This is a genomic window from Paraburkholderia sp. A1BS-2L, from assembly GCF_051125205.1.
GTDB lineage: Bacteria > Pseudomonadota > Gammaproteobacteria > Burkholderiales > Burkholderiaceae > Paraburkholderia.
Genome location: NZ_CP120428.1, coordinates 284,177 through 306,769 on the forward strand (window position 1 = coordinate 284,177; position 22,593 = coordinate 306,769).

The following is a 22,593-nucleotide window of genomic DNA, read 5'->3' on the forward strand; positions in this document are numbered from 1 at the left end:
ACGAATGACTGACGTAACCGCGAATTCTGCTGAAAACACTGCAGCGACACCCGCCGACGCCGTACCCTACGACGCCACCGCGAAACAGAAGGCGCAGGCCAAGACATCGCGCATTCCGATCAAGGTGATCCCGATCGAGAAGCTCAAGAAGCCCGAGTGGATCCGCGTGAAGGCGGCCACCGGCAATTCGCGTTTCTACGAGATCAAGAACATCCTGCGCGAGCACAACCTGCACACGGTGTGCGAGGAAGCGAGCTGCCCGAACATCGGCGAATGCTTCGGCAAGGGCACCGCCACGTTCATGATCATGGGCGACAAGTGCACGCGCCGCTGCCCGTTCTGCGACGTCGGCCATGGCCGCCCTGATCCGCTCGATCCGGACGAGCCGGCCAACCTCGCGCGCACCATCGGCGCGCTCAAGCTCAAGTACGTCGTGATCACGAGCGTCGACCGCGACGACCTGCGTGACGGCGGCGCCGGCCACTTCGTCGAATGCATCCGCCAGGTGCGCGAGCAGTCGCCGGAAACGCGCATCGAGATTCTCACGCCCGACTTCCGGGGCCGTCTGGACCGCGCCATCGGCATTCTCAACGCCGCGCCGCCCGATGTCATGAACCACAATCTCGAAACGGTGCCGCGTCTTTACAAGGAAGCGCGTCCTGGTTCGGATTACGCGCACTCGCTCAAGCTGCTGAAGGACTTCAAGGCGCTGCATCCCGAGGTCGCGACCAAGTCGGGCCTGATGGTGGGCCTTGGCGAGACGCCGGAAGAGATCCTCCAGGTCATGCGCGACCTGCGCGAGCACGACGTCGACATGCTGACGATCGGCCAGTATCTCCAGCCGTCGGAGCATCACCTGCCGGTGCGCGAGTACGTGCATCCCGACACCTTCAAGATGTATGAGGAAGAGGCGTACAAGATGGGCTTCACGCACGCGGCCGTCGGCGCGATGGTGCGTTCGAGCTATCACGCCGATGTGCAGGCGCATGGCGCTGGGGTGGTTTGATAAGCCCGCGTTGTCTCGCACGCGAAAAAGCCCGCTGAAGCGGGCTTTTTTTTGCCCTTTGCTTCCGCTCCCGCACGAAAGGCAATGCTCCAGCGGCGTCATTGGTGCGTCTTTAGCTATTCGCAGATAAATTAGAACCGCTCGCCGCCCGTCCCCATTTTCTCCCGTGTTCCGGAAACCCGGACGCTGTCCAGTTCCGTTTCTGGAAATCCAGATTCTTCCTACACTTTCAAGACGCAGAGGCCTTACCCATCAAGGCTGAAGGCGCTGCGCGTCGCTGGCATCAACCTTGCTCTATAGATCGCGCGGCTACTCAGGCCGTGACAAAAAACACAAGGAGACAGCCGATGTCCGATCCCTACCTCTGGTTTCGCTGATCCCCCCGTTTAGACCTGTCGCGGCTAGGCGCTCGTAAAAGCGCGGCCATCGGCTTAACTCATTTGCAGGATCCAATCGTGAAGAAACCTCTGCACAAAGTCCTTTACGTCCAGGTGATCGTGGCGATCATCATCGGCATCGTTCTCGGCCACTACTCGCCGGCCATCGCCATCGACATGAAGCCGCTCGGCGACGCCTTCATCAAGCTCATCAAGATGGTGATCGGGCCGATCATCTTCTGTACCGTCGTGACCGGCATCGCCGGCATGGAGGACATGAAGAAGGTGGGCCGCGTGGGCGGCAAGGCGCTGCTCTACTTCGAGATCGTCTCGACCTTCGCGTTGGTGCTCGGTCTTGCGGCCACGCACTTGCTCAAGCCGGGCGCGGGCTTCAACGTCGATGTCAACACGCTCGACGGCAAGGCCGTGGCGAGCTACGCGGCGAAGGCGCATGGCCAGAGCACTGTCGACTTCCTGATGCACATCATTCCGGACACGATGTTCTCGGCGTTCGCGCAAGGCGAAATCCTGCAGATCCTGCTCATCGCGCTGTTGTTCGGCTCGGTGCTCGCGCACTTGGGCGATCGCGGCCGCGTGGTGACTGACTTCATCGAGAGCGTCTCGGGCGTGCTGTTCGGCATCGTCAAGATCGTCACGAAGCTCGCCCCCATCGGCGCATTCGGCGCGATGGCGTTCACTATCGGCAAGTACGGCGTGGGCTCGCTCCTGCCGATGCTCAAGCTGATCGGTACGTTCTATCTCACCTCGGTGGTGTTCGTGCTGGTGGTGCTCGGCGCGATCGCGCGCTTCACGGGCTTCTCGATCATCCGCTTCGTTTCCTACATCAAGGAAGAACTGCTGATCGTGCTGGGCACGAGCTCGTCGGAGTCGGCGCTGCCGCAACTGATGGAGAAGCTCGAACGCCTCGGCTGCTCGCGCTCGGTCGTGGGCCTCGTGGTGCCGACCGGCTATTCGTTCAACCTCGACGGCACCAACATCTACATGACGATGGCGGTGCTCTTCATCGCCCAGGCGACCAACACCGATCTCACGTGGACCCAGCAGCTCACGCTGCTCGCAGTGACGATGCTCACCTCGAAGGGCGCGAGCGGCGTGACCGGCGCGGGCTTCATCACGCTCGCGGCAACGCTCGCCGTGGTGCCGACCATTCCGCTTTCGGGCATGGTGCTGATCCTCGGCATCGACCGCTTCATGAGCGAGTGCCGCGCGCTCACCAACATCGTCGGCAACGGCGTGGCGACGGTCGTGGTCTCGGCATGGGAGAAGGAGCTCGATCGCAGCAAGCTGCGCGCGGCGCTGTCGGGTCAGGCGGAGAATGTGAAGGAGAGCGCGCGCGTGTAAGCCCGTGCGGTGCGGCGGTGTGGGCCGCCGTGCCGCTGCCTTCCGTATGACCTGACGCTGTACCTGTTTGGTAGCGCGTGCCGCCAGCCGGCGCGCGCCGTTTTCCCTGGTTTTCCGGATTGCGCGGCTATCCGCGCGCCTGTTCGCTTCCGTATTCCCCGGCGCCTTCCTTTTCGGCTTCCGTCCCTCACCGTGGGCCGCCTCGCGCGGTAAGCGTGTGCCACAATTGCCCTCATCCCCGCACGATTCTCCGGAAGCCTCCTTCGTGACGCGCCGTCTCATCCTGTTGTTCATGCTCGCCGTCGGGCTCGTGGCGGTGTGCACGCTCGCGTGGTCGCTTGCCTGGCAGACCGGCATCGACGTGCTGCGCCGCAACGCCGCCGTGCGCAACGGCCGCACGACCGCGGCGCTCAAGAGCACGCTTGAGCGCTACGAATCGCTGCCGTACCTGGTGGGCGCGCATCCGCTCGTGCAGGATGTGCTCGCCGACCCGAAACCCGACTGGGTCGCGCAGGCCAACCGCTATCTCGAGGACGTGAACCGCCACGCGCGCGCCACCACGACCTACATCATCCGCGCCGATGGCCTGTGCATCGCCGCGAGCAACTGGCGCGGGCCGGACAGCTTCGTGGGCGTGGGCTACCAGTTCCGGCCGTACTTCATCGAGGCCGCCAAGGGCGGCGTGGGGCGCTTTTTCGGCATCGGCACGATTTCGCACGATCCGGGCTACTACATTTCGCAGCCGGTGCGGCGCAACGGCAAGATCGTCGGCGTGGCGGTGGTCAAGCTCAACCTCGAATGGTTTCCGGGCACGGACGTCTCCGAGCCGCTGCTCGTCACCGACGATCACGGCGTGATCTTTCTCTCCTCGGTGAACGCGTGGAAGTACCGCACGGTGCGCCCGCTGCCCGCCGACGTGGTGGCCTCCATCGACGAGACGCGCCAGTACGCGCGTCAGGACATTGCGCCGCTTCCGGTGAGCGTGGAGCGCGTGCTGGAGGGCGGCGCCGATATCGTGCGCATCGGCAGCGGCCTGCGCGCGCCGCGCTATCTGGAGACGCGCCGCGCGCTTGGCGAGCCCGACTGGCATCTCGTGACGATGTCGCCGGTCGACCCGGTGCAGGACGCGGCGCGCAACGCGACGATCATGACGGGCTTCGGCTACGTCTCGCTGTGCCTGCTGGCGTTCTACTGGCGCATGCGCCGCGCGCGTGTGCAGGAAGTGCTGCGCAGCCGCGCGATGCTGCAAAAGGCCTACGCCATGCTCAATGACCGCGTGGCCGAGCGCACCGCCGATCTCTCGCAGGCCAACGAGCGCCTGCAGCGCGAAGTGGCCGAGCGCACGCGCACCGAGGCGGAGCTGCGCGCGACTCAAGACGAGCTGATCCAGGCGAGCAAGCTCGCCGCGCTCGGACAGATGGCGGCCGGCATCACGCACGAGCTCAATCAGCCGCTCGCGGCGCTGCGCAGCTTCTCGGACAACACCCGCGTGTTTCTGGAGCGCGGCCAGTACGACGTGGCGCACGAGAATCTGGAAGCGATCGGCTCGCTCACCGAGCGCATGGGCAAGATCGTGAATCAGCTCAAGCTGTTCGTGGGGCGCGCGAAGCCGAAGAGCCAGCGCTCGCCGGTGGCGCGCGCGCTGCGCAATGCGCTCGGGCTGCTCGGCAAGCGTCTCGACGGCGTGAGCGTCGTGCTCACCGTCACCGACGGCGACGCCGCCAGCGCGCCGCTCGATACGCACAACGACTATCCCGAACTGGTCGCGCAGTGCGATGACCTGCGGCTCGAGCAGGTGCTCATCAACCTGATCGGCAACGCGCTCGACGCGGTCGCCGGGACGAGCGCGCCCCGCATCGCCATCGACGTGCGCGCGCGGCCGGCGACCATCGAGATCGTCGTGTGCGACAACGGGCCGGGCATTCCCGCCGAGGTCATGCCGCGCCTGTTCGAGCCGTTCTTCACCACGAAGGAGATGGGGCAGGGCTTGGGCTTGGGGCTGGCGATCTCTTCGTCGATTGCGCGCGATTGCGGCGGCACGCTCGCGGCGTACAACGCCCCCGGGGGGGCGGCCGATGGTGAGACGAATTGTGCGGCGCCGGGTGGTGCCTGCTTCGTGCTGACGCTGCGCCGCACGCGAGTGAATGCGGCCCTCGCGGCAGCCAACGAACCCACGCCGCCGCCCGCGAACGGCATGCAACACTGAATTAAGGAAGGCGAACGAACATGATCAGCTCGATGCCCGGCCGGGTGCTCTATGTGGAGGACGAGGAACTGGTGCGGCGCGCCGGCGTGCAGAGCCTGCAGCTCGCGGGCTTCGACGCGGCCGGCTTCGCCAATGCCGAGGCCGCGCTGCCGCTCGTGGACGCCGAGTTCGCCGGCGTCGTGGTGAGCGACATCCGCTTGCCCGGCATGAGCGGGCTCGATCTGCTCGCGCAGTGCCACGAGCGTGCGCCCGACGTGCCGGTGATCCTCGTCACGGGGCACGGCGACATCTCGATGGCCGTGCAGGCGATGCGCGACGGCGCCTACGATTTCATCGAGAAGCCGTTCGCTTCCGAGCGCCTGATCGAAACAGTGCGGCGCGCGTTGGAGCGCCGCACGCTGATGCTCGAAAACCTCGCGCTGCGCCGCGAACTGGCAGGGCAGGACACGCTTGCGCCGCGCATCATCGGCAAGAGTCCGGCGATCGAGCAGGTGCGGCGGCTGATCGCCAACATCGCGCCCACGGATGCTTCGGTGCTCATCAACGGCGACACCGGTGCCGGCAAGGAGCTGATCGCGCGCAGCCTGCACGAGCTCTCGCCGCGTCGCGACAAGCCATTCGTGGCCGTGAACTGCGGCGCGCTGCCCGAGCCGATGTTCGAATCGGAGATGTTCGGCTATGAACCCGGCGCGTTCACGGGCGCAGCCAAGCGGCGCATCGGCAAGCTCGAGCACGCCACGGGCGGCACGCTCTTTCTCGACGAGATCGAAAGCATGCCGCTCGCGCTCCAGGTGAAGCTCTTGCGCGTGCTGCAGGACGGCGTGCTGGAGCGCCTCGGCTCGAACCAGCCGGTGCGCGTGGACTTGCGCGTGGTCGCGGCGGCCAAGGGCGACATGCTGGAGCACGTCGCGGCGGGCACCTTTCGGCGCGATTTGCTATATCGCCTGAACGTGGTGACGATCGCGTTGCCGCCGCTCGCCGAGCGCCGCGAAGACATCGTGCCGCTCTTCGAGCACTTCTTGCTGGATGCGGCGGTGCGTTACCAGCGCCCCGCGCCGCTGTTGACCGAGCGCGACCGCATGCGCCTCGCGCAGCGCGACTGGCCGGGTAACGTGCGCGAGCTGCGCAACGCGGCGGACCGCTATGTGCTTGGCATTCCCGACGATGTTGCGACACAGGCCGCGAGCGGCGCCGCCGACGCGCTGCCGCTCAAGGAGCGCGTCGAGCAGTACGAGCGCGCGCTGATTGCCGACGCGCTCCAGCAGACGCACGGCGCGGTCGCGCACGCCGCCGAGCGGTTGCAGATGGCGAAGGCCACGCTCTACGAGAAGATGCGCCGTTATGGGCTGGTGGCGCGGGGGGAGAGCGACGCGCGCGGGTGAAGTGAGCGAGGGTGGCGCAAACGAAAACGGCAGCGGATTTTCCGCTGCCGTTTGTGTCCGGCGCTGCCTCGTGTGCGAGGCGCGTCAGGTCGCCAGCGCCTTTTGCAGCAATGCGTCGAGTTCCGCGAATTTCGGCTCGCCCACGTAGCGCTTGAGAATCTTGCCGTCGCGGTCGATCACGAAGGTGGTGGGCGTGAGCTGGACGTTGCCGAACTGTTTGGCCGCCGAGCCGTCGTCCATGGCCACCTTGAACGGCAACTGGCGCGTCTGCGCGTAATTGACGACGTACATGGGCGCGTCATAGTTCATCGCCACGGCGACGAATTCGAGGCCTTCGCCCTTGAACCGGTTATAGGTCTGGATCATCTGGGGCATTTCCTTCATGCAGGTGGTGCAGCTCGTCGCCCAGAAGTTGACGAGATAGACCTTGCCCTTGAGATCGGCGGTCGAGACCTTTTGACCGGAGAGCAGCGTGAAGGTGGCGTCGGGCACGCGTTGCTGGCTGCCGAAGAACGCGAAATAGCCGGCGATGGCCAGCGCGGCTGCAACCACTAAGGCGCCGATGCTGCGGATCGCGCTGGAGCGCGCCTTCGGAGGTGTCGGGGATGCGGACATGAATGAAGCCTCGGGCGCCTCTGGGCGCGGAAATGAGCCGGACTATTGTAGCGCCGAATTTCCCGGCATAGCGGTTGCATCGGCACGGGCGGGCATAAGCCAGGGATAATGTCCCGCTCAGCCGTTTCCTCGTTCCCTCACACTTTTTGGCCGCCTCCGTTCGCGTCTTATGGTCTCCAACGTTTTCTCCCGCGCCCGTCTTTCGTGGTTTGTGCCGTCGCCCTTGCTCATGTTCCTGCGCACTGCTGTCGTTCGCGCGGCGGCCGGGCTTGCGTTGGCGGGTGTGCTCGCGCCGCTCATCGCCTGTTCGCCCACCTACGACTGGCGCACGATTTCGAACGATGCAAGCGGCTATAGCGTCGATTTGCCCGCCAAGCCCGGCTCGGATCAGCGCAGCCTCGACGTGGCCGGCACACCGATGCGCATGCGGGTCCAGACCGCCGAGGTGAACGGCGCGGTGTTCGTGGTCGGCACGCTCGACCTGCCTGACGCGCAGCCGGCCACGCAGCAAAAAGCGCTGGCGTACCTGAGCGCGGGGCTTGCGCACAACGTGGGCGCGATGCCCCAGACGCGCGCGGTAGCGGTGCCGGTCGAGGCGGGAGGCTCGGTCGAGGGCGTCGACATGGAACTCGCGGGCAAGGCCGGGGCGACGGAGGACCAGCGCACGATCCACGCGCGGCTCGTCGCCAAAGGGGCGCATGCCTACCAGTTGGCGATCGTGGGCCGCGAGCAGCCGGCGCCCGAGCAGGTCGATCAGTTCTTCCAATCGTTCAAGCTCCATTGAGCGCATCTTAGGATTACGGAGCGACAAGCGATTGCAGCCGAAAGTGAATGTGCAATCCTGGGTTTACGGGCTAATTCCCGGATTTCATTGAAGGTTTACGAGTTACCCACAGGTCCTGTGGGTAACTTTGTGGAAAAAGACGGATCATCGCTCGCAAAAGGCCACGCTGTGGGCTTTTTGTTAGTTTGGCGTGCTTCTCGGCAGAACTTTAATTGTATAAAAATCAATGGCTTGCGTTTTGGGTCGACGCTGAATGCGAATCGTGCAAGAAATTGCTGCTCACACGACAAAATGTGCATAAGTCAAGTCTTGACTTCCTTTTTTTGATCCATCTGAAGGTTGAAGGCGCGTTTCGGCGCCCAGCTGCGCGCATTGCTCAGTCCGCGCCGATGCGTCCCCGTTAATGCGTACTACTGATCGCTAAATACGCGCCGGTACTGCACCGCTTCCGCGACGTGTGCTGCATCGGGCATGGGCGCATCCGCGAGGTCGGCGATTGTGCGCGCTACCTTGAGCGCGCGATAGTATGCGCGCGCCGACCAGCCGAAGCGCTCGCCAGCCTCGCGCAGCAGTGCTTCGCCCGCTGCATCGGGGCGACAGACCGAGTCGGTCTCGCGTCCGCTCAATTCGCGATTGGTCTTGCCCTGGCGGGCGATCTGGCGCCCGCGCGCTGCTGCCACGCGGGCGGCCACGGCCGCGCTCGGTTCGCCGGGCGCGTTGGCGCGCGAGGCGAGTTCGGCAGGCGGGAGCGCGGGAATCTCGATCTGGATGTCGATGCGGTCGAGTAGCGGCCCCGAGAGTTTGCGGCGATAGCGCGCCGCCGCCTCGGGCGTGCAGCGGCAGCGCCCCGAAGGGTCGCCGCGCCAGCCGCACGGACAGGGATTCATGGCGGCGACCAGCTGGCAGGCGGCGGGAAAGTCGGTCTGCCACGCCGCGCGCGAGATGGTGATCGAGCCTGCTTCGAGGGGTTCGCGCAAGGTCTCCAGCACGTGGCGGTCGAACTCCCTAATTCATCGAGAAACAGGACACCTGAATGGGCGAGCGTGATCTCGCCGGGCTGAGGCGGATTGCGTCCGCCGATCAGCGCCGCCGCGCTGGACGAGTGGTGCGGCGCGCGAAACGGCCGCCGCCGCCATTGCTGCGGCGAGAAACCGAACGAGCTCGCCGAAAGCAGGGCGGCGCTGGCGAGCGCCTCGGCGTCGGTCATCGGCGGCAGGAGGCCGGGCAGGCGCGCGGCGAGCATCGACTTGCCCGCGCCCGGCGGCCCGATCATTAACAGATGGTGGCCGCCCGCTGCCGCGACTTCGAGCGCGCGGCGCGCGCCGCGCTGGCCGATCACGTCGGCCATATCGGGGGGCGGCGTGGCCGGTGCCGCGTCGAGTGCGGCGGCTCGCACGGGCGCGAGGCACGCGCCCTCTTCGCCCGAAAGGTGCGCGCAGAGCGTGCGCAGGTCGGGAACGGCATAGACATCCACGCCGGGTACGAGCGCGGCCTCGGCAGCATTGTCGGCGGGCAGGTAGAGCTCGGGTGCGCGCGCGCACGAGGCTAATGCTTCGAAACGGGCGTGCGCGGGCGCCGCGTCATGCGTTTCGGGCGGCTGCGGCGCGCCGGGTTGCGCGCGCGCTGTGCCGCACGCCATCGCGAACGCGCCGCGCATGGGGCGCACCGCGCCCGAGAGCGAGAGTTCGCCCGCGAATTCGCGCGCGGGCGTGAGCGACGCAGCGGGAATCTGACCGCTCGCGGCGAGAATGCCGAGCGCGATGGGCAAGTCGAAGCGGCCCGACTCTTTCGGCAAGTCGGCGGGCGCGAGATTCACGGTGATGCGGCGCACAGGAAAGTCGAAGCCGCAGTTAGAGAGTGCCGCGCGCACGCGTTCACGGCTTTCGCGCACTTCGAGGTCGGGCAGGCCGACGATCGAAAACGACGGCAACCCATTGGCTAGATGGACTTCTACGGTCACATCGGGCGCGCGGCCAGCAGCCGGCGCGCGGCTACGCACCACGGCAAGCGACATGGAAATCTCCGGAAGGGGCACACGACGGTGAGCCGATGAAGCCACCCTTCATGCGCCAGGCTGGTGACGCGCGTGCCCCTTTACGGTTCCATTGCGGAACGGTTACGGCTCGCTTGCCTTAGCGGTGGTGCACCGAATTAATCAGGATGACTGGCCAGTCACCGGCTGCTTCTGTTCGAGTTCAGCCACGCGGCGCTCGAGCTCTTCGAGGCGCTGACGCGTGCGCACCAGCACTTGCGTCTGCGCGTCGAACTCTTCGCGGGTAACGAGATCGAGCTTCGAAAAGCCTTGTGAGAGCATGGCGCGCAAATTGCGCTCGACGTCGCGCGCCGGCGAGTTCTTCAAGAGCTCGCCCATTTTCGATTGCAGATCGTTGAATACGTCGTTTGGCTGTTTCATTCGGTTCCCCTTACTACTTAATCAATTCGCTGCACAAAAAGTGTGCAGATTTCGTTTCGACTGTGCCTCGCTTTGGATCGTGACCAATCCTGGTGCGAGGCGTGCAGCCCGTGAGCGCAACTGGTGCACGGCGCGCCCGCCATGTGCCTGCGGCGCCTCATGTGGGGCGCTGACATGCCTGCGATGCCCGGGCGCCGCGCCGGCCTGACTGAAAACACTCTAGCAACGATCGACAGGCGCCGCCACCGCGCGGCCCGCGCGCTGGCCGTTCGGCCAGGACCCCGGCGCAGGCCGCGCCCGCCCGCGTGGCGGGGATTGGCATGCGTGGATCGGCATTGTCCACGGCTTGCGGGATTCGTGCATCGAAATCCATCAGAAAAGCGGTCCGCGTTAATTGGCACGGGTGTTGCTAATACTGCTTCGCACTGAATCACGCATACGGCATCACTACGGAACAACGGCACAGCAACCGCAACGAGGACTACATGAAACTAATCACAGCAATCATCAAGCCGTTCAAGCTCGATGAGGCGCGCGAGGCCCTCTCGGCTATTGGCGTCTCGGGGATCACGGTCACCGAGGTGAAGGGCTTCGGCCGTCAGAAGGGGCACACCGAGCTATACCGGGGCGCGGAATACGTCGTCGATTTCCTGCCCAAGGTCAAGATCGAAGCCGCCGTCTCCGACGACATCGTCGATCAGGCCATCGAGGCGATCGAGCGCGCCGCCCGCACCGGCAAGATCGGCGACGGCAAGATCTTCGTCGCCCCCATCGAACAAGTCATTCGCATCCGCACCGGCGAGACCGGCGCCGACGCGCTGTGAGTACCCAATAAAGTCCTTGTGACAGACGAGAGAGACTAGAGGAAACCGAGATGCGCAAACTTTTGATGTCCCTGCTGATGGCCGGCTCGCTGCTGGCCGGCGGCATCGGCGCCGCACTGGCCGACGATGCGTCCGCACCCACCGCAGCCTCCGCGCCGGCAGCATCGGCTCCCGCGGCCTCCGCGCCCGCAGCATCGGCCCCGGCGGCCGCAGCCGCCCCCGCCCCCGCTGCAAGCGCGCCCGCCGACGCCTCGGCCGCTGCAGCAGCCGCGCCCGCGGCTCCGACCGCGCCGTTCTCGGTGGATTCGTCGAAGATCAACTCGGGCGACACCGCGTGGATGCTCACCTCCACCGCGCTCGTCCTGTTCATGACGATTCCGGGCCTCGCGCTCTTCTACGGCGGCATGGTCCGCAAGAAGAACGTGCTCGCGACGCTCATGCAGAGCTTCGCGATCACCTGCCTCGTGACGGTGATCTGGACGGTGGTGGGTTACACCCTCGCGTTCACGCCGGGCAACGCGTTCATCGGCGGCTTCTCGCGCGTGTTCCTCGAGGGCATGAACTACATCAAGGGCGACAAGGCGACGACGCTCACCGTGAGCCACCTCGCGCCGACCATCCCCGAGACCGTGTACTTCGTCTATCAAATGACGTTCGCGATCATCACGCCGGCGCTCATCACCGGCGCGTTCGCCGACCGCATGAAGTTCTCGGCGATGCTCGTGTTCATGTCGCTGTGGTCGATCATCGTCTACGCGCCGATCGCGCACATCGTGTGGGAGCCGACGGGCTGGCTCGCGAGCGCAGGCATTCTCGACTTCGCAGGCGGCACGGTGGTGCACATCAACGCCGGCATCGCGGGTCTCGTGTGCTGCATCGTGCTCGGCAAGCGCGTGGGCTATGGCCGCGAAGCCATGGCGCCGCACAACCTCGTGCTCACGCTGATCGGCGCGGCCATGCTGTGGGTGGGCTGGTTCGGCTTCAACGCGGGCTCGGCAGTCGCCGCCGACGGCCGTGCCGGCTTCGCGATGCTCACGACGCAAGTGGCGACCGCCTGCGCGGCGCTCGGCTGGATGTTCGCGGAGTGGATCGCCAAGGGCAAGCCCTCGGTGCTCGGCATCGCTTCGGGCGCGGTGGCGGGGCTTGTGGCCGTGACGCCGGCGTCGGGCTTCGTCGGCGTGATGGGCGCGATCGTGATCGGCGTGGTGGCGGGCGTGGTCTGCTTCTGGTCGGCCACCTGGCTCAAGCACAAGTTCAACTATGACGATTCGCTCGACGCGTTCGGCGTGCACGGCGTGGGCGGCATCATCGGTGCGCTGCTGACCGGCGTGTTCGCAGTGAAGGACATCGGCGGCGCGGATGGAAGCGTCATCCTCCAGGCCAAGGGCGTGCTCACGACCCTCGTCTACAGCGGCGTGGTGAGCTTCGTCCTGCTCAAGGTGATCGACATGGTGATGGGCCTGCGCGTGAGCGAAGAAGAAGAGCGCGAAGGCCTCGACGTGGTTCTGCACGGCGAACGCGTGGAATGAACGTGCCGCGCAGGTTTGAATCGATAAGCAGCAAAAAATAGCAAGCAGGCAGTACGGAGCGCAGCGACCTGGGCCCGCCTCACACGGCGGGCCCTTTTTCTTTTTCAGGGCGCACGCAATGCGAGAAGGGAATAAGCCTGATTTCCTTCACGTTGGCGTTAGTGCCCCTTCTTTTCGTGTGTCTCCATTGCGCCGGACCCTGCGCGCGGTCCAGAATGGATATTCGTTCTAGATGGTGGGGCGCATGGCCGGGAGCAGGGCGTGGCGGCTATAACCCTATGAACAGTAAGGGAAAGGCCGTCTTGCAACCACTGCAATCGTCCCCAGATACGCTCCCGGTTTGCTTACCCTCAATCAGCTTTTGTCCGCGAGTATTACCTTATGGTCCCGCATCTGGTTACGGCGTTGAACGGTCCGCTTCTCGAACTCGAGCAGCGCATCCTCGACGCGACGCCGTCCATCGAGCGCTGGTTCCGCCTTGAATGGATGGAGCACACGCCGCCGTTCTACTGTTCGGTGGACTTGCGCAACGCCGGCTTCAAGCTCGCGCCGGTCGACACCAATCTGTTTCCGGGCGCCTTCAACTGCCTGCCGCAGGAAGTGCTGCCGCTCGCCGTGCAGGCCGCCATGGCGGCCATCGAAAAGATCTGCCCGGACGCCAAGAACCTGCTCGTGATCCCCGAGATGCACACGCGCAATGCGTTCTATCTGGAGAACGTCGCGCGCCTGGCCACGATCATGCGCCAGGCGGGCCTGAACGTGCGCTTCGGCACGCTCGACGAAACCATCGCCGGGCCGGTCACGATCTCGCTCGCGGATGGCCAGAAGATCGTGCTCGAGCCACTCGAGCGCTCGCAGCGGCGTTTGGGTCTGAAGAACTTCGATCCGTGCTCGATCCTGCTGAACAACGATCTCTCGGGCGGCATTCCGCCGGTGCTGGAGAACCTGCACGAGCAATACGTGCTGCCGCCGCTGCACGCGGGCTGGGCGGTGCGCCGCAAGTCCACACACTTTTCCTGCTACGACGACGTGGCGAAGAAGTTCGCGAAGATGGTGGGCGTCGATCCGTGGATGATCAATCCGTACTTCGCGCACGTGGAAGGCGTCGATTTCGAGGCGCGCACGGGCGAGGAGAAGCTGGCGGCGTCTATCGACGCGGTGCTCAAGAAGATCGCGAAGAAGTATCGCGAGTATGGCATCACCGAAAAACCCTACGTGGTGATCAAGTCCGACGCCGGCACCGACGGCCGCGGCGTGATGACGGTGCACGACGCCTCCGAGGTCGCCGCGCTCACCAAGCGCGAACGTGCGAAGATGTCGGCCACGAAGGACGGACTCGAAGTGCGCGACGTGATCGTGCAGGAGGGCGTCTACACGTTCGAGCATATTGGCGACGAAGTGGCCGAGCCGGTCGTCTACATGATCGACCGCTATGTGGTGGGCGGTTTCTACCGCGCGCATGGCAGCCGCGAGCGCGACCAGAATCTGAATGCGCCGGGCATGCACTACGTGCCGCTCGGCTTCGAGCACACGGCGCTGCCCGACACGCGCGCAAAGCCGGGCGCGGCGCCGCCCAACCGCTTCTACATGTACGGCGTGGTGGCGCGTCTGGGCTTGCTCGCGGCGTCGGTCGAGCTGGAGAAGACCGACCCCGAGGCGATTCAGGTGTAAGCCTCGCGACCGTCGTTTTTCGGAAAATTCAACGCAGCGCCCGCCCTGAGCGGGCGTTGCCGTCATAACGCCCCGCACGAAGCGGGCACCAGGCAGGGACAAGGCAGAGACGATATGGACATTCTCTTCATCGCCGATCCGCTCGAGCGGTTCAAGATCTACAAGGACTCGACTTACGCGATGATGGCCGAGGCCGCGAAGCGCGGCCATACGCTGTTTGCGTGCGAGCCCCAGCATCTGGCATGGGTGAACGGCCAGGTCGAAGCCGACGTGCGGCGCTTCGACATTGTCGGCGACACGGCGGACCTGCATCGTGAAACCTGGTTCAAGGCCACGCAGGACGAGCGCGCGCTTACCGGTTTCGATGCGGTCATCATGCGCAAGGACCCCCCGTTCGACATGGAGTATGTGACCTCCACGTGGCTGCTCGAAATCGCCGAGCGCGCGGGCGCGAAGATCTTCAACAAGCCGCAATCGATTCGCGATCACTCGGAAAAGCTCGCCATCGGCGAATTTCCGCAGTTCGTTGCGCCCACGCTCGTCACGCGCAGCGCGGCCCGCCTGCGCAAGTTCCACGAAGAGCATCAGGACGTGATCCTCAAGCCGCTCGACGGCATGGGCGGCATGGGCGTGTTTCGCGTGAAGGCGGACGGCATGAACCTCGGCTCGATCATCGAGATGCTGAGCCACGACGGCGCGCGCAGTGTGATGGCGCAGAAGTTCATCCCTGAAATCAAGGCAGGCGACAAGCGCATCCTGCTGATCGGCGGCGAGCCGGTGCCGTATTCGCTCGCACGCATTCCGCAGGGCAACGAGGTGCGCGGCAACCTCGCGGCGGGCGGCCTGGGCGTCGCGCAGCCGCTCACCGCGCGCGACATGGAGATCGCGAAGGCGCTCGGACCGGTGCTCGCGGCACGCGGCCTGCTGCTCGTGGGGCTCGATGCTATTGGTGACTGGCTCACCGAAGTCAACGTGACGAGCCCGACCTGCTTTCGCGAAATCATGGAGCAGACCGGCTTCGACGTGGCAGCGATGTTCATCGACGCGCTGGAGCGCGCGGCGGCTTGATTCCCCGCGCGGCGGCGCCATGTAGTTGATGAGGGCTGGGGCCTGTGTAGCCGGGGGTGTCCGGCGCATGAGTATTTCGCAACGCAAAACTACAAGCAAAACCGCTTGGTGTGCGCGAAAATGACCCTGTTACAATGCCGCGAGCCTGCGTTTCGCGGCGGTTGTCCGGTGTGCCTCGAGATGTGCTTCAAGGCGCGCCCGGGTAGCCGCGCGGCGTATGTTCCGACCCTGCTGGCTCACGGCTGGCCACAGGTTCGGCGCTGCCGGGACAGGCCCGGCATCAACTGAAGCCGTCATTTGCAGTCACGCTGAAATATGAACTACCCCCAACGCGCCCTGCGTTCGCTGCCCCCCGAGGGGGTGTCAGTACCCTTGGGGCGGCCCGGCGAGTACTGATATGGCAGGAATTCTGATCATCGCCCACGCACCGCTCGCCACCGCGCTGCGCGAGTGCATCGCTCATATCTATGGTGGCTGTCCGGCGCGCATCGGCGCGCTCGATGTGTTGCCCGACAGCGACCCCGCCGAGGTGGTCGCGCAGGCGACGTCCGAAATCGAGCGTCTGCGCGAGGAGAACGGCGCGCTCGTGCTCACCGACATGTTCGGCGCCACGCCTTCGAATATCGCTGCCCGGCTTGCCACCGTGCCACAGGTGCGCGTGCTGGCGGGCGTCAATCTGCCGATGCTCGTGCGCGCCGTGTGCTACCGCACGACGTCGCTCGATATGCTGGTGGAAAAAGCGCTTGCAGGTGCGAGCAAGGGCATTCAGACGATCGGGCCGGGCACGCCCGCGCCCGAATGCGGCTGCGCACCCACGCCGTGCGCCGAGGCTGCCGCCGATGCGGCGGAGCAGGCCGCGGCGGGCGCAGCAAGCCTCGCGGGCGGAACGGAAAGCGCCAAGGCGCCGAGCGGCTTTGCTGCCGGAGTCCTGAAGCCTGCCGGCGCGGCCTGAGCTGGCAATCGGCCTGGCCGCCGGCAGGTGACCGGTCGGCCGGGTTGCCAACTGCGGGAGCAACCCGCACGGGCAAAACCGCCAAACGCAGCGGCCGCACAGCGCCCACGTCCCGCGCGAGCGACGCACAATCACCGAGCATTACATCAACACACTGCGCCTGGATCGACGAACTATGCTGCAACAAGAAACGACCATCGTGAACAAACTCGGCCTGCATGCACGCGCGTCGGCGAAGCTGACGCAACTGGCCGGCAACTATCAGTCGGAAATCTGGATGAGCCGCAATGGCCGCCGGATCAACGCCAAGAGCATCATGGGCGTGATGATGCTGGCGGCCGGCATCGGCAGCACGGTGCTGATCGAAACCGAAGGCCCCGACGAAGCCGACGCCATGGGCGCGATGCTCAAGCTCATCGCCGACAAATTCGGCGAAGGCCAGTGAATTCCACGTATCGGCGTGCTATGTCTTCCCGGTACTTGCCGCCGCTCTGATCATTGCCGGCGCCACGGACTGCCGCCACGCCACCTCCACGACGCCGCGCTTGTTCGCGGCGTTTTTATTGTCGGGCCGCGCGAGGCCACATCGGCGCGCTGCGGAATTTATAATGAAAGTCGGGGTCAGAGAGAGCGCATTGCAGCGGTTTGCCGCGGCATCACATAACCAGAGGAGGTGCGCGTGCCGTTCACGCTGCATGGGATTCCCGTATCACGCGGTATTGCCATCGGGCGAGCGTATCTGATCGCCCCGGCTGCGCTCGACGTCGACCACTATCTGATCGAGCCGCCGCAGATCGAAGGCGAAATCGAGCGCTTTCGCGCCGCGCTCGCGCTCGTCGAGCGGGAGCTCGATATACTGCGCGCCGACCTCGCCGCCGACGCGCCCACCGAAATGGGCGCCTTCATCGACGTGCATCTCATGATCCTGAAAGACGTCATGCTCGTTCAGGAGACCATCGACCTCATCCGCACGCGCCGCTTCAATGTGGAGTGGGCGCTCACCGAGCAGCTCGAACGCCTCACGCGCCATTTCGACGATGTCGAGGACGAATACCTGCGCGAGCGCAAGGCCGACATCGAGCAGGTGGCCGAGCGCGTGCTGAAGGCGCTCGCGGGCGCCTCGCCCGCGGCGCTGCACGGCGGCTGCGATGAGATGATCGTGGTTGCGCACGACATCGCGCCTGCCGACATGCTGCAGTTCAAGGGGCAGACGTTTCAGGGCTTCGTCACCGATCTGGGCGGCCGCACCTCGCATACGGCGATCGTCGCGCGCAGTCTCGGCATTCCGGCCGCCGTGGGCGTGCAGCAGGCCAGCGCACTGATTCGCCAGGACGACCTCATCATCGTCGATGGCGACCACGGCGTCGTGATCGTCGATCCCGCGCCCATCGTGCTGGAGGAGTACACCTACCGGCAAAGTGAGATGGCGCTCGAGCGGCGCAAGCTGCAGCGCCTGAAGTTCTCGCCCACGCAAACATTGTGCGGCGCGAAGATCGAGCTCTACGCGAACATCGAGCTGCCCGAGGACGCGCAGGCGGCGCTCGACGCCGGCGCGACGGGCGTGGGCCTGTTCCGCACCGAGTTCCTGTTCATGAACCACAAGGACCGGTTGCCTGAGGAGGAGGAGCAGTTCGTCGCCTACCGCCGGGCGGCCGAGTTGATGAACGGGCTGCCCGTGACGATTCGCACGATCGACGTGGGCGCGGACAAGCCGCTCGACTCGATAGGCGGAGGCGATGGCTACGAGACCGCCGCGAACCCGGCGCTCGGCCTGCGCGCGATCCGCTGGAGCCTGTCCGAGCCGCAGATGTTCCTTACGCAATTGCGCGCGATCTTGCGCGCGTCGGCGTTCGGCACGGTCAAGATCCTGGTGCCGATGCTCGCGCACGCGCAGCAGATCGACCAGACACTCGACCTCATTCGCGAGGCCAAGCGCCAGCTCGACGATGCGGGGCTCGCCTACGACCGGAACGTGCAAGTGGGCGCGATGATCGAGATTCCGGCGGCGGCGCTGGCGCTGCCGATGTTCCTGCGGCGTCTGGATTTCCTTTCGATCGGCACTAACGACCTGATCCAGTACACGCTGGCGATCGACCGCGCCGACAACGCCGTGGCCGATCTCTACGACCCGCTGCATCCGGCCGTGCTTCAGTTGATCGCGCATACGCTGCGCGAGGCCAAGCGCGTGGGCGTGCCGGTCTCGGTGTGCGGGGAGATGGCCGGCGATCCGCAGCTCACGCGCCTGCTGCTCGGCATGGGGCTCACCGAATTCTCGATGCATCCGAGCCAGTTGCTCGTGGTGAAGCAGGAGATCCTGCGCTCGCAGATCAAGGCGCTCGAGAAGCCGGTGGCCGACGTGCTGGCGGCCTACGAGCCCGAGGAACTGCAGGCGGCGCTGGAGCGGCTCGCGCTCGCGTAGCCGGTTTGTGGCGCTCGCGAGCCGCCTTGGCGAAAAGCGCGCTCAGCCGTGGCGCTCGCCGCACACCGGACAATCGGGCTGACGCGCGACACGCATCGTGTTCCATTCCATGCGCAGCGAGTCCAGCATCATCAGCCGGCCGACGAGCGGCGTGCCGATCTCGCCGATCACACGCAGCGCCTCGGCGGCCTGCATCGCACCGATGATCCCCACCGTGGGCGCAAACACGCCCATCGTCGAGCACGCGACCTCCTCGAAGGGCTGGTCCTCGGGGAACACGCACGCATAGCAGGGCGAGGCCGCGTCGCGGAAATCGAAAGTGCTGATCTGCCCGTCGAAGCGCAACGCCGCGCCCGAGACGAGTGGCACGCTATGCTTCACGCACGCGCGGTTGATGGCGTGACGCGTGGCGAAGTTGTCGGTGCAGTCGAGTACGACGCTCGCGCCCGGCACGTGGGCATCTAGCCACGCATCGTCGATGCGCGCCTGCACGGCATGGACCTTCACCTCGGGATTCAGGCGCGCGATGGCGTCGCGGCCCGACTCGACCTTGGCGTGGCCCACCGAAGCCGTCTCGTGCATGATCTGCCGCTGCAGATTGGTGAGGTCGACAGTGTCGTTATCGACGAGCGTGAGTGTGCCCACGCCCGAGGCCGCGAGATACATGGCCGCCGGCGAGCCGAGGCCGCCCGCGCCGATCACGAGCGCATGCGCGTCGAGAAAGCGCTGCTGCGCCTCGATGCCGATCTCGTCGACGAGGATATGGCGGGAATAGCGGAGGAGTTGGTCGTCGTTCATCGCGATGCGCACGGAGCTGGGGCGCTGCGATGGGCGGGGAGCCGTGACGCGCGCCGGGAGTACGGAAACCTCATTGTACTGGCGCGGGGCGCTTCGTCCTCGCGGCCCACGTTGCGCGGGCCGCGAGGACGGTGATGCACAAAGGCGAACACACGGCGAGCCAGCGGCGAAGCCACTGGCCGGACGCCGGTATTACTTCGCCGGCGCGGAGGCCGGTGCGGCTGGGGAGCCCGCCGCTGGCGCGGAGGCGGACGGCTGCACGGCGATCGGCGCAGAAGCCGACTTCGGCGGCTTCTGCTGCGCGAGCCGGCGTTCCATCAGCGACTTCGATTCCGTCACCGGCTTGCCCTGGAGCTTGTTCACCGCCTGCTGGAGCATGAAGTCGTCGGCCGTGCCGAACTCGACGGGCTTGCGCTCGCGGTCCTTCTGACGCTGCTCCGGCGTCTTCTTGTCGTTCTGCTCCTCGAGCTGGCGCAGCATGTCCATGCGCTCCTGCTCGCGCGCTTCCTGTTCCTTCTTCTCGTTCGGATCCTGCGTGTTCGCAAGGTGGTTCTGGTAATCGACCTCGCGCGTCACGAGTGCGTCGTCCGGATCGCCCTCGGCGTATTGATCGACCGGAATGTCAGGACGGATGCCCTTGTTCTGGATCGAGCGCCCGCTCGGCGTGTAGTAGTACGCCGTGGTCAGGCGCAGCGCCGTGTCGGCGGTCATCGGACGCACGGTCTGCACCGAGCCCTTGCCGAACGTCGTCTTGCCGATGATGAGCGCACGCTTCTGGTCCTGCAGCGCGCCCGCCACGATTTCCGAAGCCGAAGCCGAATAGGCGTTGGTCAGCACGATCATCGGCACGGTCTTGAACTCAGCCGGCTCGTTCTTGAGCGGGTCGCCGTCGAACGAAGGCAGGCGGTAGTTCTCGTAGGTGTCGCGGTAGACCTGCTTGGAGTCCGGGATTTGGCCGTTCGTGGACACCACGACCGAATCCGGCGGCAGGAACGCGCCCGCCACGCCCACGGCGCTTTGCAGCAGGCCGCCGCCGTTGTTGCGCAGATCAAGAATGAAGCCCTTGAGATTCGGTTCCTGGCGCGCGATGTCCTGGAGCTTCGCGGCGAGGTCGGGGACCGTGCGTTCCTGGAAGCTCGTGATGCGCACATAGGCGTAGCCCGGCTGCAGGATCTTCGACTTCACGCTCTGCACCTTGATGATGGCGCGCGTGATGGTGAGCGGGAAGGTGCGGTCGTCGGTCTTGCGGAAGATCGTGAGCGTGACCTTCGTGCCCGGGTCGCCGCGCATCTGCTTGACGGCCTGGTCGAGCGTCATGCCGCGCACGGGCTTGTCGTTGATGCGCGTGATGAGGTCTCCCGGACGGATGCCGGCGCGGAACGCGGGCGTGTCTTCAATCGGTGAGATGACCTTGATCAAACCGTCTTCCGACGAAATCTCGATGCCGAGGCCGGCGAAGCGACCCTTGGTCTGCTCCTGGAGCTCTTGATAGTCGGTCTTGTCGAGATACGACGAGTGCGGGTCGAGACTCGACACCATGCCCTTGATGGCGGCGGTGAGGAGCTTCTTGTCGTCGACCGGCGTGACGTACTCATGCTTGATCTGGCCGAACACTTCGGCGAAGAGCCGGAGCTGGTCGAGCGGCAGCGGCTCGATCACGGTTTGCTGGGTTTGCTGCGCCGAAGCGGAGATCTGCAAAGTGGCAAATACGCCGGTCGCGAGGCCAGCAGCGATCAGGCCGATGTTTTTGAGGTTCTTTCGCATAGAGATTGTTGCGTGCGGTCGAAAGGCGCGGGGCAGCGTCTAATGGAAAAGCGACGGACAAGTATAACTGCACACTTGACCGCTCTGTGTATAAGGCGCGATTGGGGCTGACGGAGGTGATGTCCGCGAGCGCGATTCGAGCGGCAGGGCGCGGCGAACGTTGCGGGTTCGACAGTCCAGACGCAGCGGGGTTCGCACATTGCGTGCCGCCAGGTCTTGCCAGGCGCGGGGCTGGCGGGAAACTGGCAGTGCGGTGGCGGTGGGCTGGCCGCGAGGTGGCAAGTTTGTCAGCGAAGCCGGAAACGCGGAAGGATTTACCCGCTTGAAACGCTTGAGACACGGGAGTGAGTTGCCGCAGAACTGCTGCTGAACCGCCGACCCAGCGCGACTGGCGGGGCGGCGGTTTCGATGCAATACGGGCGAGAAAAGGCTTGGAGGGCTTGTGGGACTTAGCCGGCCTTCTTGCCCTGGTTCGCGACGGCGGCTGCGGCCTTCGCGATGGCGTCGGCGTCGCCAAGATAGTAGTGCTTGATGGGCTTGAGGTTCTCGTCGAGCTCATACACGAGCGGCACACCGTTCGGAATGTTCAGGCCGACGATGTCCGAGTCCGAAATATTGTCGAGATACTTCACGAGTGCGCGGATCGAGTTGCCGTGCGCGGCAATCACGACCTTCTTGCCCGCCTTGATGGCCGGCGCGATCGATTCGTTCCACAGCGGCAGCACGCGTGCCACCGTGTCCTTCAGGCACTCGGTGAGCGGCAGCTCTTCGCGCGGCACCTTCGCGTAGCGCGGATCGTCGTAGGCCGTGCGCGGGTCGGCGGGCTCGAGCGCGGGCGGCGGCGTGTCGTAGCTGCGGCGCCAGACCAGTACCTGATCGTCGCCGTATTTGGCGGCGGTTTCCGCCTTGTTCAGGCCCGAAAGCGCACCGTAGTGACGTTCGTTCAGGCGCCACGAGTGGACCACGGGCAGGTACATTTCGTCCATCTGGTCCTGCACGTGCCAGAGCGTGCGGATCGCGCGCTTGAGCACGGACGTGTACGCGATGTCGAACGAATAGCCCGACGCCTTGAGCAGCTGGCCGGCCTGCTGCGCTTCGAGATTACCCTTTTCGGTCAGGTCGACGTCGACCCAGCCGGTGAAGCGGTTTTCCTTGTTCCACGTCGATTCGCCGTGGCGGATGAGTACAAGTTTGAACATGAAAATGACGGTCGGTAGTGAAGGAAGCGGTAATCGGGGCCGGGGTGCGCCTGGGGCGCCGGTCGTGCGGCTGCCTCGCTGCGGCGGTCCGGTCCTGCGGGTCGCATACGCGATTGCGCACCCGGGCTGGTGGGCGGCAACCTTGCGACAAACGGTTATTTTATAATGAGCGGATTGCCCGAATCAGTTTCTCACCGATTTCTCTTTTTCCCGGCGGATCATCC

Annotated in this window: 17 protein-coding genes and 1 pseudogene; 12 read left to right on the forward strand and 6 right to left on the reverse strand. The window is 65.5% G+C overall.

Annotation, left to right across the window (positions count from 1 at the left end):
- Window positions 1-4: 4 nt before the first annotated feature.
- The 4 genes from lipA (at window position 5) to P5W98_RS01260 (ending at window position 6,333) form a co-directional block, all read left to right on the forward strand.
- On the forward strand, window positions 5-1,006 hold the full coding sequence (gene lipA / locus P5W98_RS01245; protein WP_421044567.1) for a lipoyl synthase: 1,002 nt from the start codon (window positions 5-7) through the stop codon (window positions 1,004-1,006).
- A gap of 455 nt (window positions 1,007-1,461) precedes the next feature.
- On the forward strand, window positions 1,462-2,745 hold the full coding sequence (locus P5W98_RS01250) for a dicarboxylate/amino acid:cation symporter (RefSeq protein ID WP_421022860.1): 1,284 nt from the start codon (window positions 1,462-1,464) through the stop codon (window positions 2,743-2,745).
- A gap of 217 nt (window positions 2,746-2,962) precedes the next feature.
- Window positions 2,963-4,951: a sensor histidine kinase gene (locus tag P5W98_RS01255; RefSeq protein WP_421073449.1), complete on the forward strand. Its 1,989-nt coding sequence runs from the start codon at window positions 2,963-2,965 to the stop codon at window positions 4,949-4,951.
- Between the two features lie 20 nt (window positions 4,952-4,971).
- The gene (locus P5W98_RS01260) at window positions 4,972-6,333 is read left to right on the forward strand and encodes a sigma-54-dependent transcriptional regulator (protein WP_421022862.1); all 1,362 of its coding nucleotides are present in this window, start codon (window positions 4,972-4,974) and stop codon (window positions 6,331-6,333) included.
- Window positions 6,334-6,417: 84 nt separating this feature from the next.
- Here the strand turns inward: P5W98_RS01260 and P5W98_RS01265 are convergent, their stop codons facing one another.
- A complete protein-coding gene (locus P5W98_RS01265; RefSeq protein WP_421022863.1) occupies window positions 6,418-6,948 on the reverse strand; it encodes a TlpA disulfide reductase family protein in 531 nt (176 codons plus the stop codon).
- A gap of 229 nt (window positions 6,949-7,177) precedes the next feature.
- Between P5W98_RS01265 and P5W98_RS01270 the strand changes: the two genes are divergently transcribed.
- Window positions 7,178-7,732 carry a hypothetical protein gene (locus P5W98_RS01270; protein WP_421022864.1) on the forward strand — a complete coding sequence of 185 codons (555 nt, stop codon included), beginning with the start codon at window positions 7,178-7,180 and terminating at the stop codon, window positions 7,730-7,732.
- A 410-nt stretch (window positions 7,733-8,142) separates the two neighbouring features.
- On the opposite strand, the pseudogene P5W98_RS01275 reads toward P5W98_RS01270, so the two are convergent.
- Together P5W98_RS01275 and P5W98_RS01280 are read right to left on the reverse strand one after the other, a co-directional pair.
- Window positions 8,143-9,746: pseudogene (locus P5W98_RS01275) on the reverse strand (YifB family Mg chelatase-like AAA ATPase).
- A 141-nt stretch (window positions 9,747-9,887) separates the two neighbouring features.
- Window positions 9,888-10,145, reverse strand: a complete 258-nt coding sequence (locus P5W98_RS01280) for an accessory factor UbiK family protein (protein WP_421022875.1) — start codon at window positions 10,143-10,145, stop codon at window positions 9,888-9,890.
- Window positions 10,146-10,630: 485 nt separating this feature from the next.
- Between P5W98_RS01280 and P5W98_RS01285 the strand changes: the two genes are divergently transcribed.
- The 7 genes from P5W98_RS01285 to ptsP all read left to right on the forward strand — a co-directional run bounded on the left by P5W98_RS01285 (window position 10,631) and on the right by ptsP (window position 18,608).
- Window positions 10,631-10,969, forward strand: a complete 339-nt coding sequence (locus tag P5W98_RS01285) for a P-II family nitrogen regulator (protein ID WP_238467048.1) — start codon at window positions 10,631-10,633, stop codon at window positions 10,967-10,969.
- A gap of 50 nt (window positions 10,970-11,019) precedes the next feature.
- The gene (locus P5W98_RS01290; protein WP_434718166.1) at window positions 11,020-12,498 is read left to right on the forward strand and encodes an ammonium transporter; all 1,479 of its coding nucleotides are present in this window, start codon (window positions 11,020-11,022) and stop codon (window positions 12,496-12,498) included.
- Between the two features lie 381 nt (window positions 12,499-12,879).
- Window positions 12,880-14,169, forward strand: coding sequence for a glutamate--cysteine ligase (gene gshA / locus P5W98_RS01295; protein WP_421022877.1), 1,290 nt, complete (start codon window positions 12,880-12,882; stop codon window positions 14,167-14,169).
- Window positions 14,170-14,283: 114 nt separating this feature from the next.
- The gene (gshB, locus tag P5W98_RS01300) at window positions 14,284-15,237 is read left to right on the forward strand and encodes a glutathione synthase (RefSeq protein ID WP_421022878.1); all 954 of its coding nucleotides are present in this window, start codon (window positions 14,284-14,286) and stop codon (window positions 15,235-15,237) included.
- A gap of 397 nt (window positions 15,238-15,634) precedes the next feature.
- Window positions 15,635-16,189 carry a PTS sugar transporter subunit IIA gene (locus P5W98_RS01305; RefSeq protein ID WP_421022879.1) on the forward strand — a complete coding sequence of 185 codons (555 nt, stop codon included), beginning with the start codon at window positions 15,635-15,637 and terminating at the stop codon, window positions 16,187-16,189.
- A gap of 175 nt (window positions 16,190-16,364) precedes the next feature.
- A complete protein-coding gene (locus tag P5W98_RS01310) occupies window positions 16,365-16,634 on the forward strand; it encodes an HPr family phosphocarrier protein (protein WP_129561055.1) in 270 nt (89 codons plus the stop codon).
- A gap of 234 nt (window positions 16,635-16,868) precedes the next feature.
- Window positions 16,869-18,608 carry a phosphoenolpyruvate--protein phosphotransferase gene (gene ptsP, locus P5W98_RS01315; RefSeq protein ID WP_421073451.1) on the forward strand — a complete coding sequence of 580 codons (1,740 nt, stop codon included), beginning with the start codon at window positions 16,869-16,871 and terminating at the stop codon, window positions 18,606-18,608.
- A 42-nt stretch (window positions 18,609-18,650) separates the two neighbouring features.
- Here ptsP and P5W98_RS01320 read toward each other — a convergent pair whose 3' ends face one another.
- The 3 genes from P5W98_RS01320 to gpmA form a co-directional block, all read right to left on the reverse strand.
- On the reverse strand, window positions 18,651-19,406 hold the full coding sequence (locus P5W98_RS01320; protein WP_421022881.1) for a HesA/MoeB/ThiF family protein: 756 nt from the start codon (window positions 19,404-19,406) through the stop codon (window positions 18,651-18,653).
- A gap of 192 nt (window positions 19,407-19,598) precedes the next feature.
- Window positions 19,599-21,170: a S41 family peptidase gene (locus P5W98_RS01325; protein ID WP_421022882.1), complete on the reverse strand. Its 1,572-nt coding sequence runs from the start codon at window positions 21,168-21,170 to the stop codon at window positions 19,599-19,601.
- Between the two features lie 449 nt (window positions 21,171-21,619).
- Window positions 21,620-22,369 (reverse strand): 2,3-diphosphoglycerate-dependent phosphoglycerate mutase, encoded by a 750-nt coding sequence (gene gpmA / locus P5W98_RS01330; protein ID WP_421022883.1) that lies wholly within the window; start codon window positions 22,367-22,369, stop codon window positions 21,620-21,622.
- Window positions 22,370-22,593 lie beyond the last annotated feature (224 nt).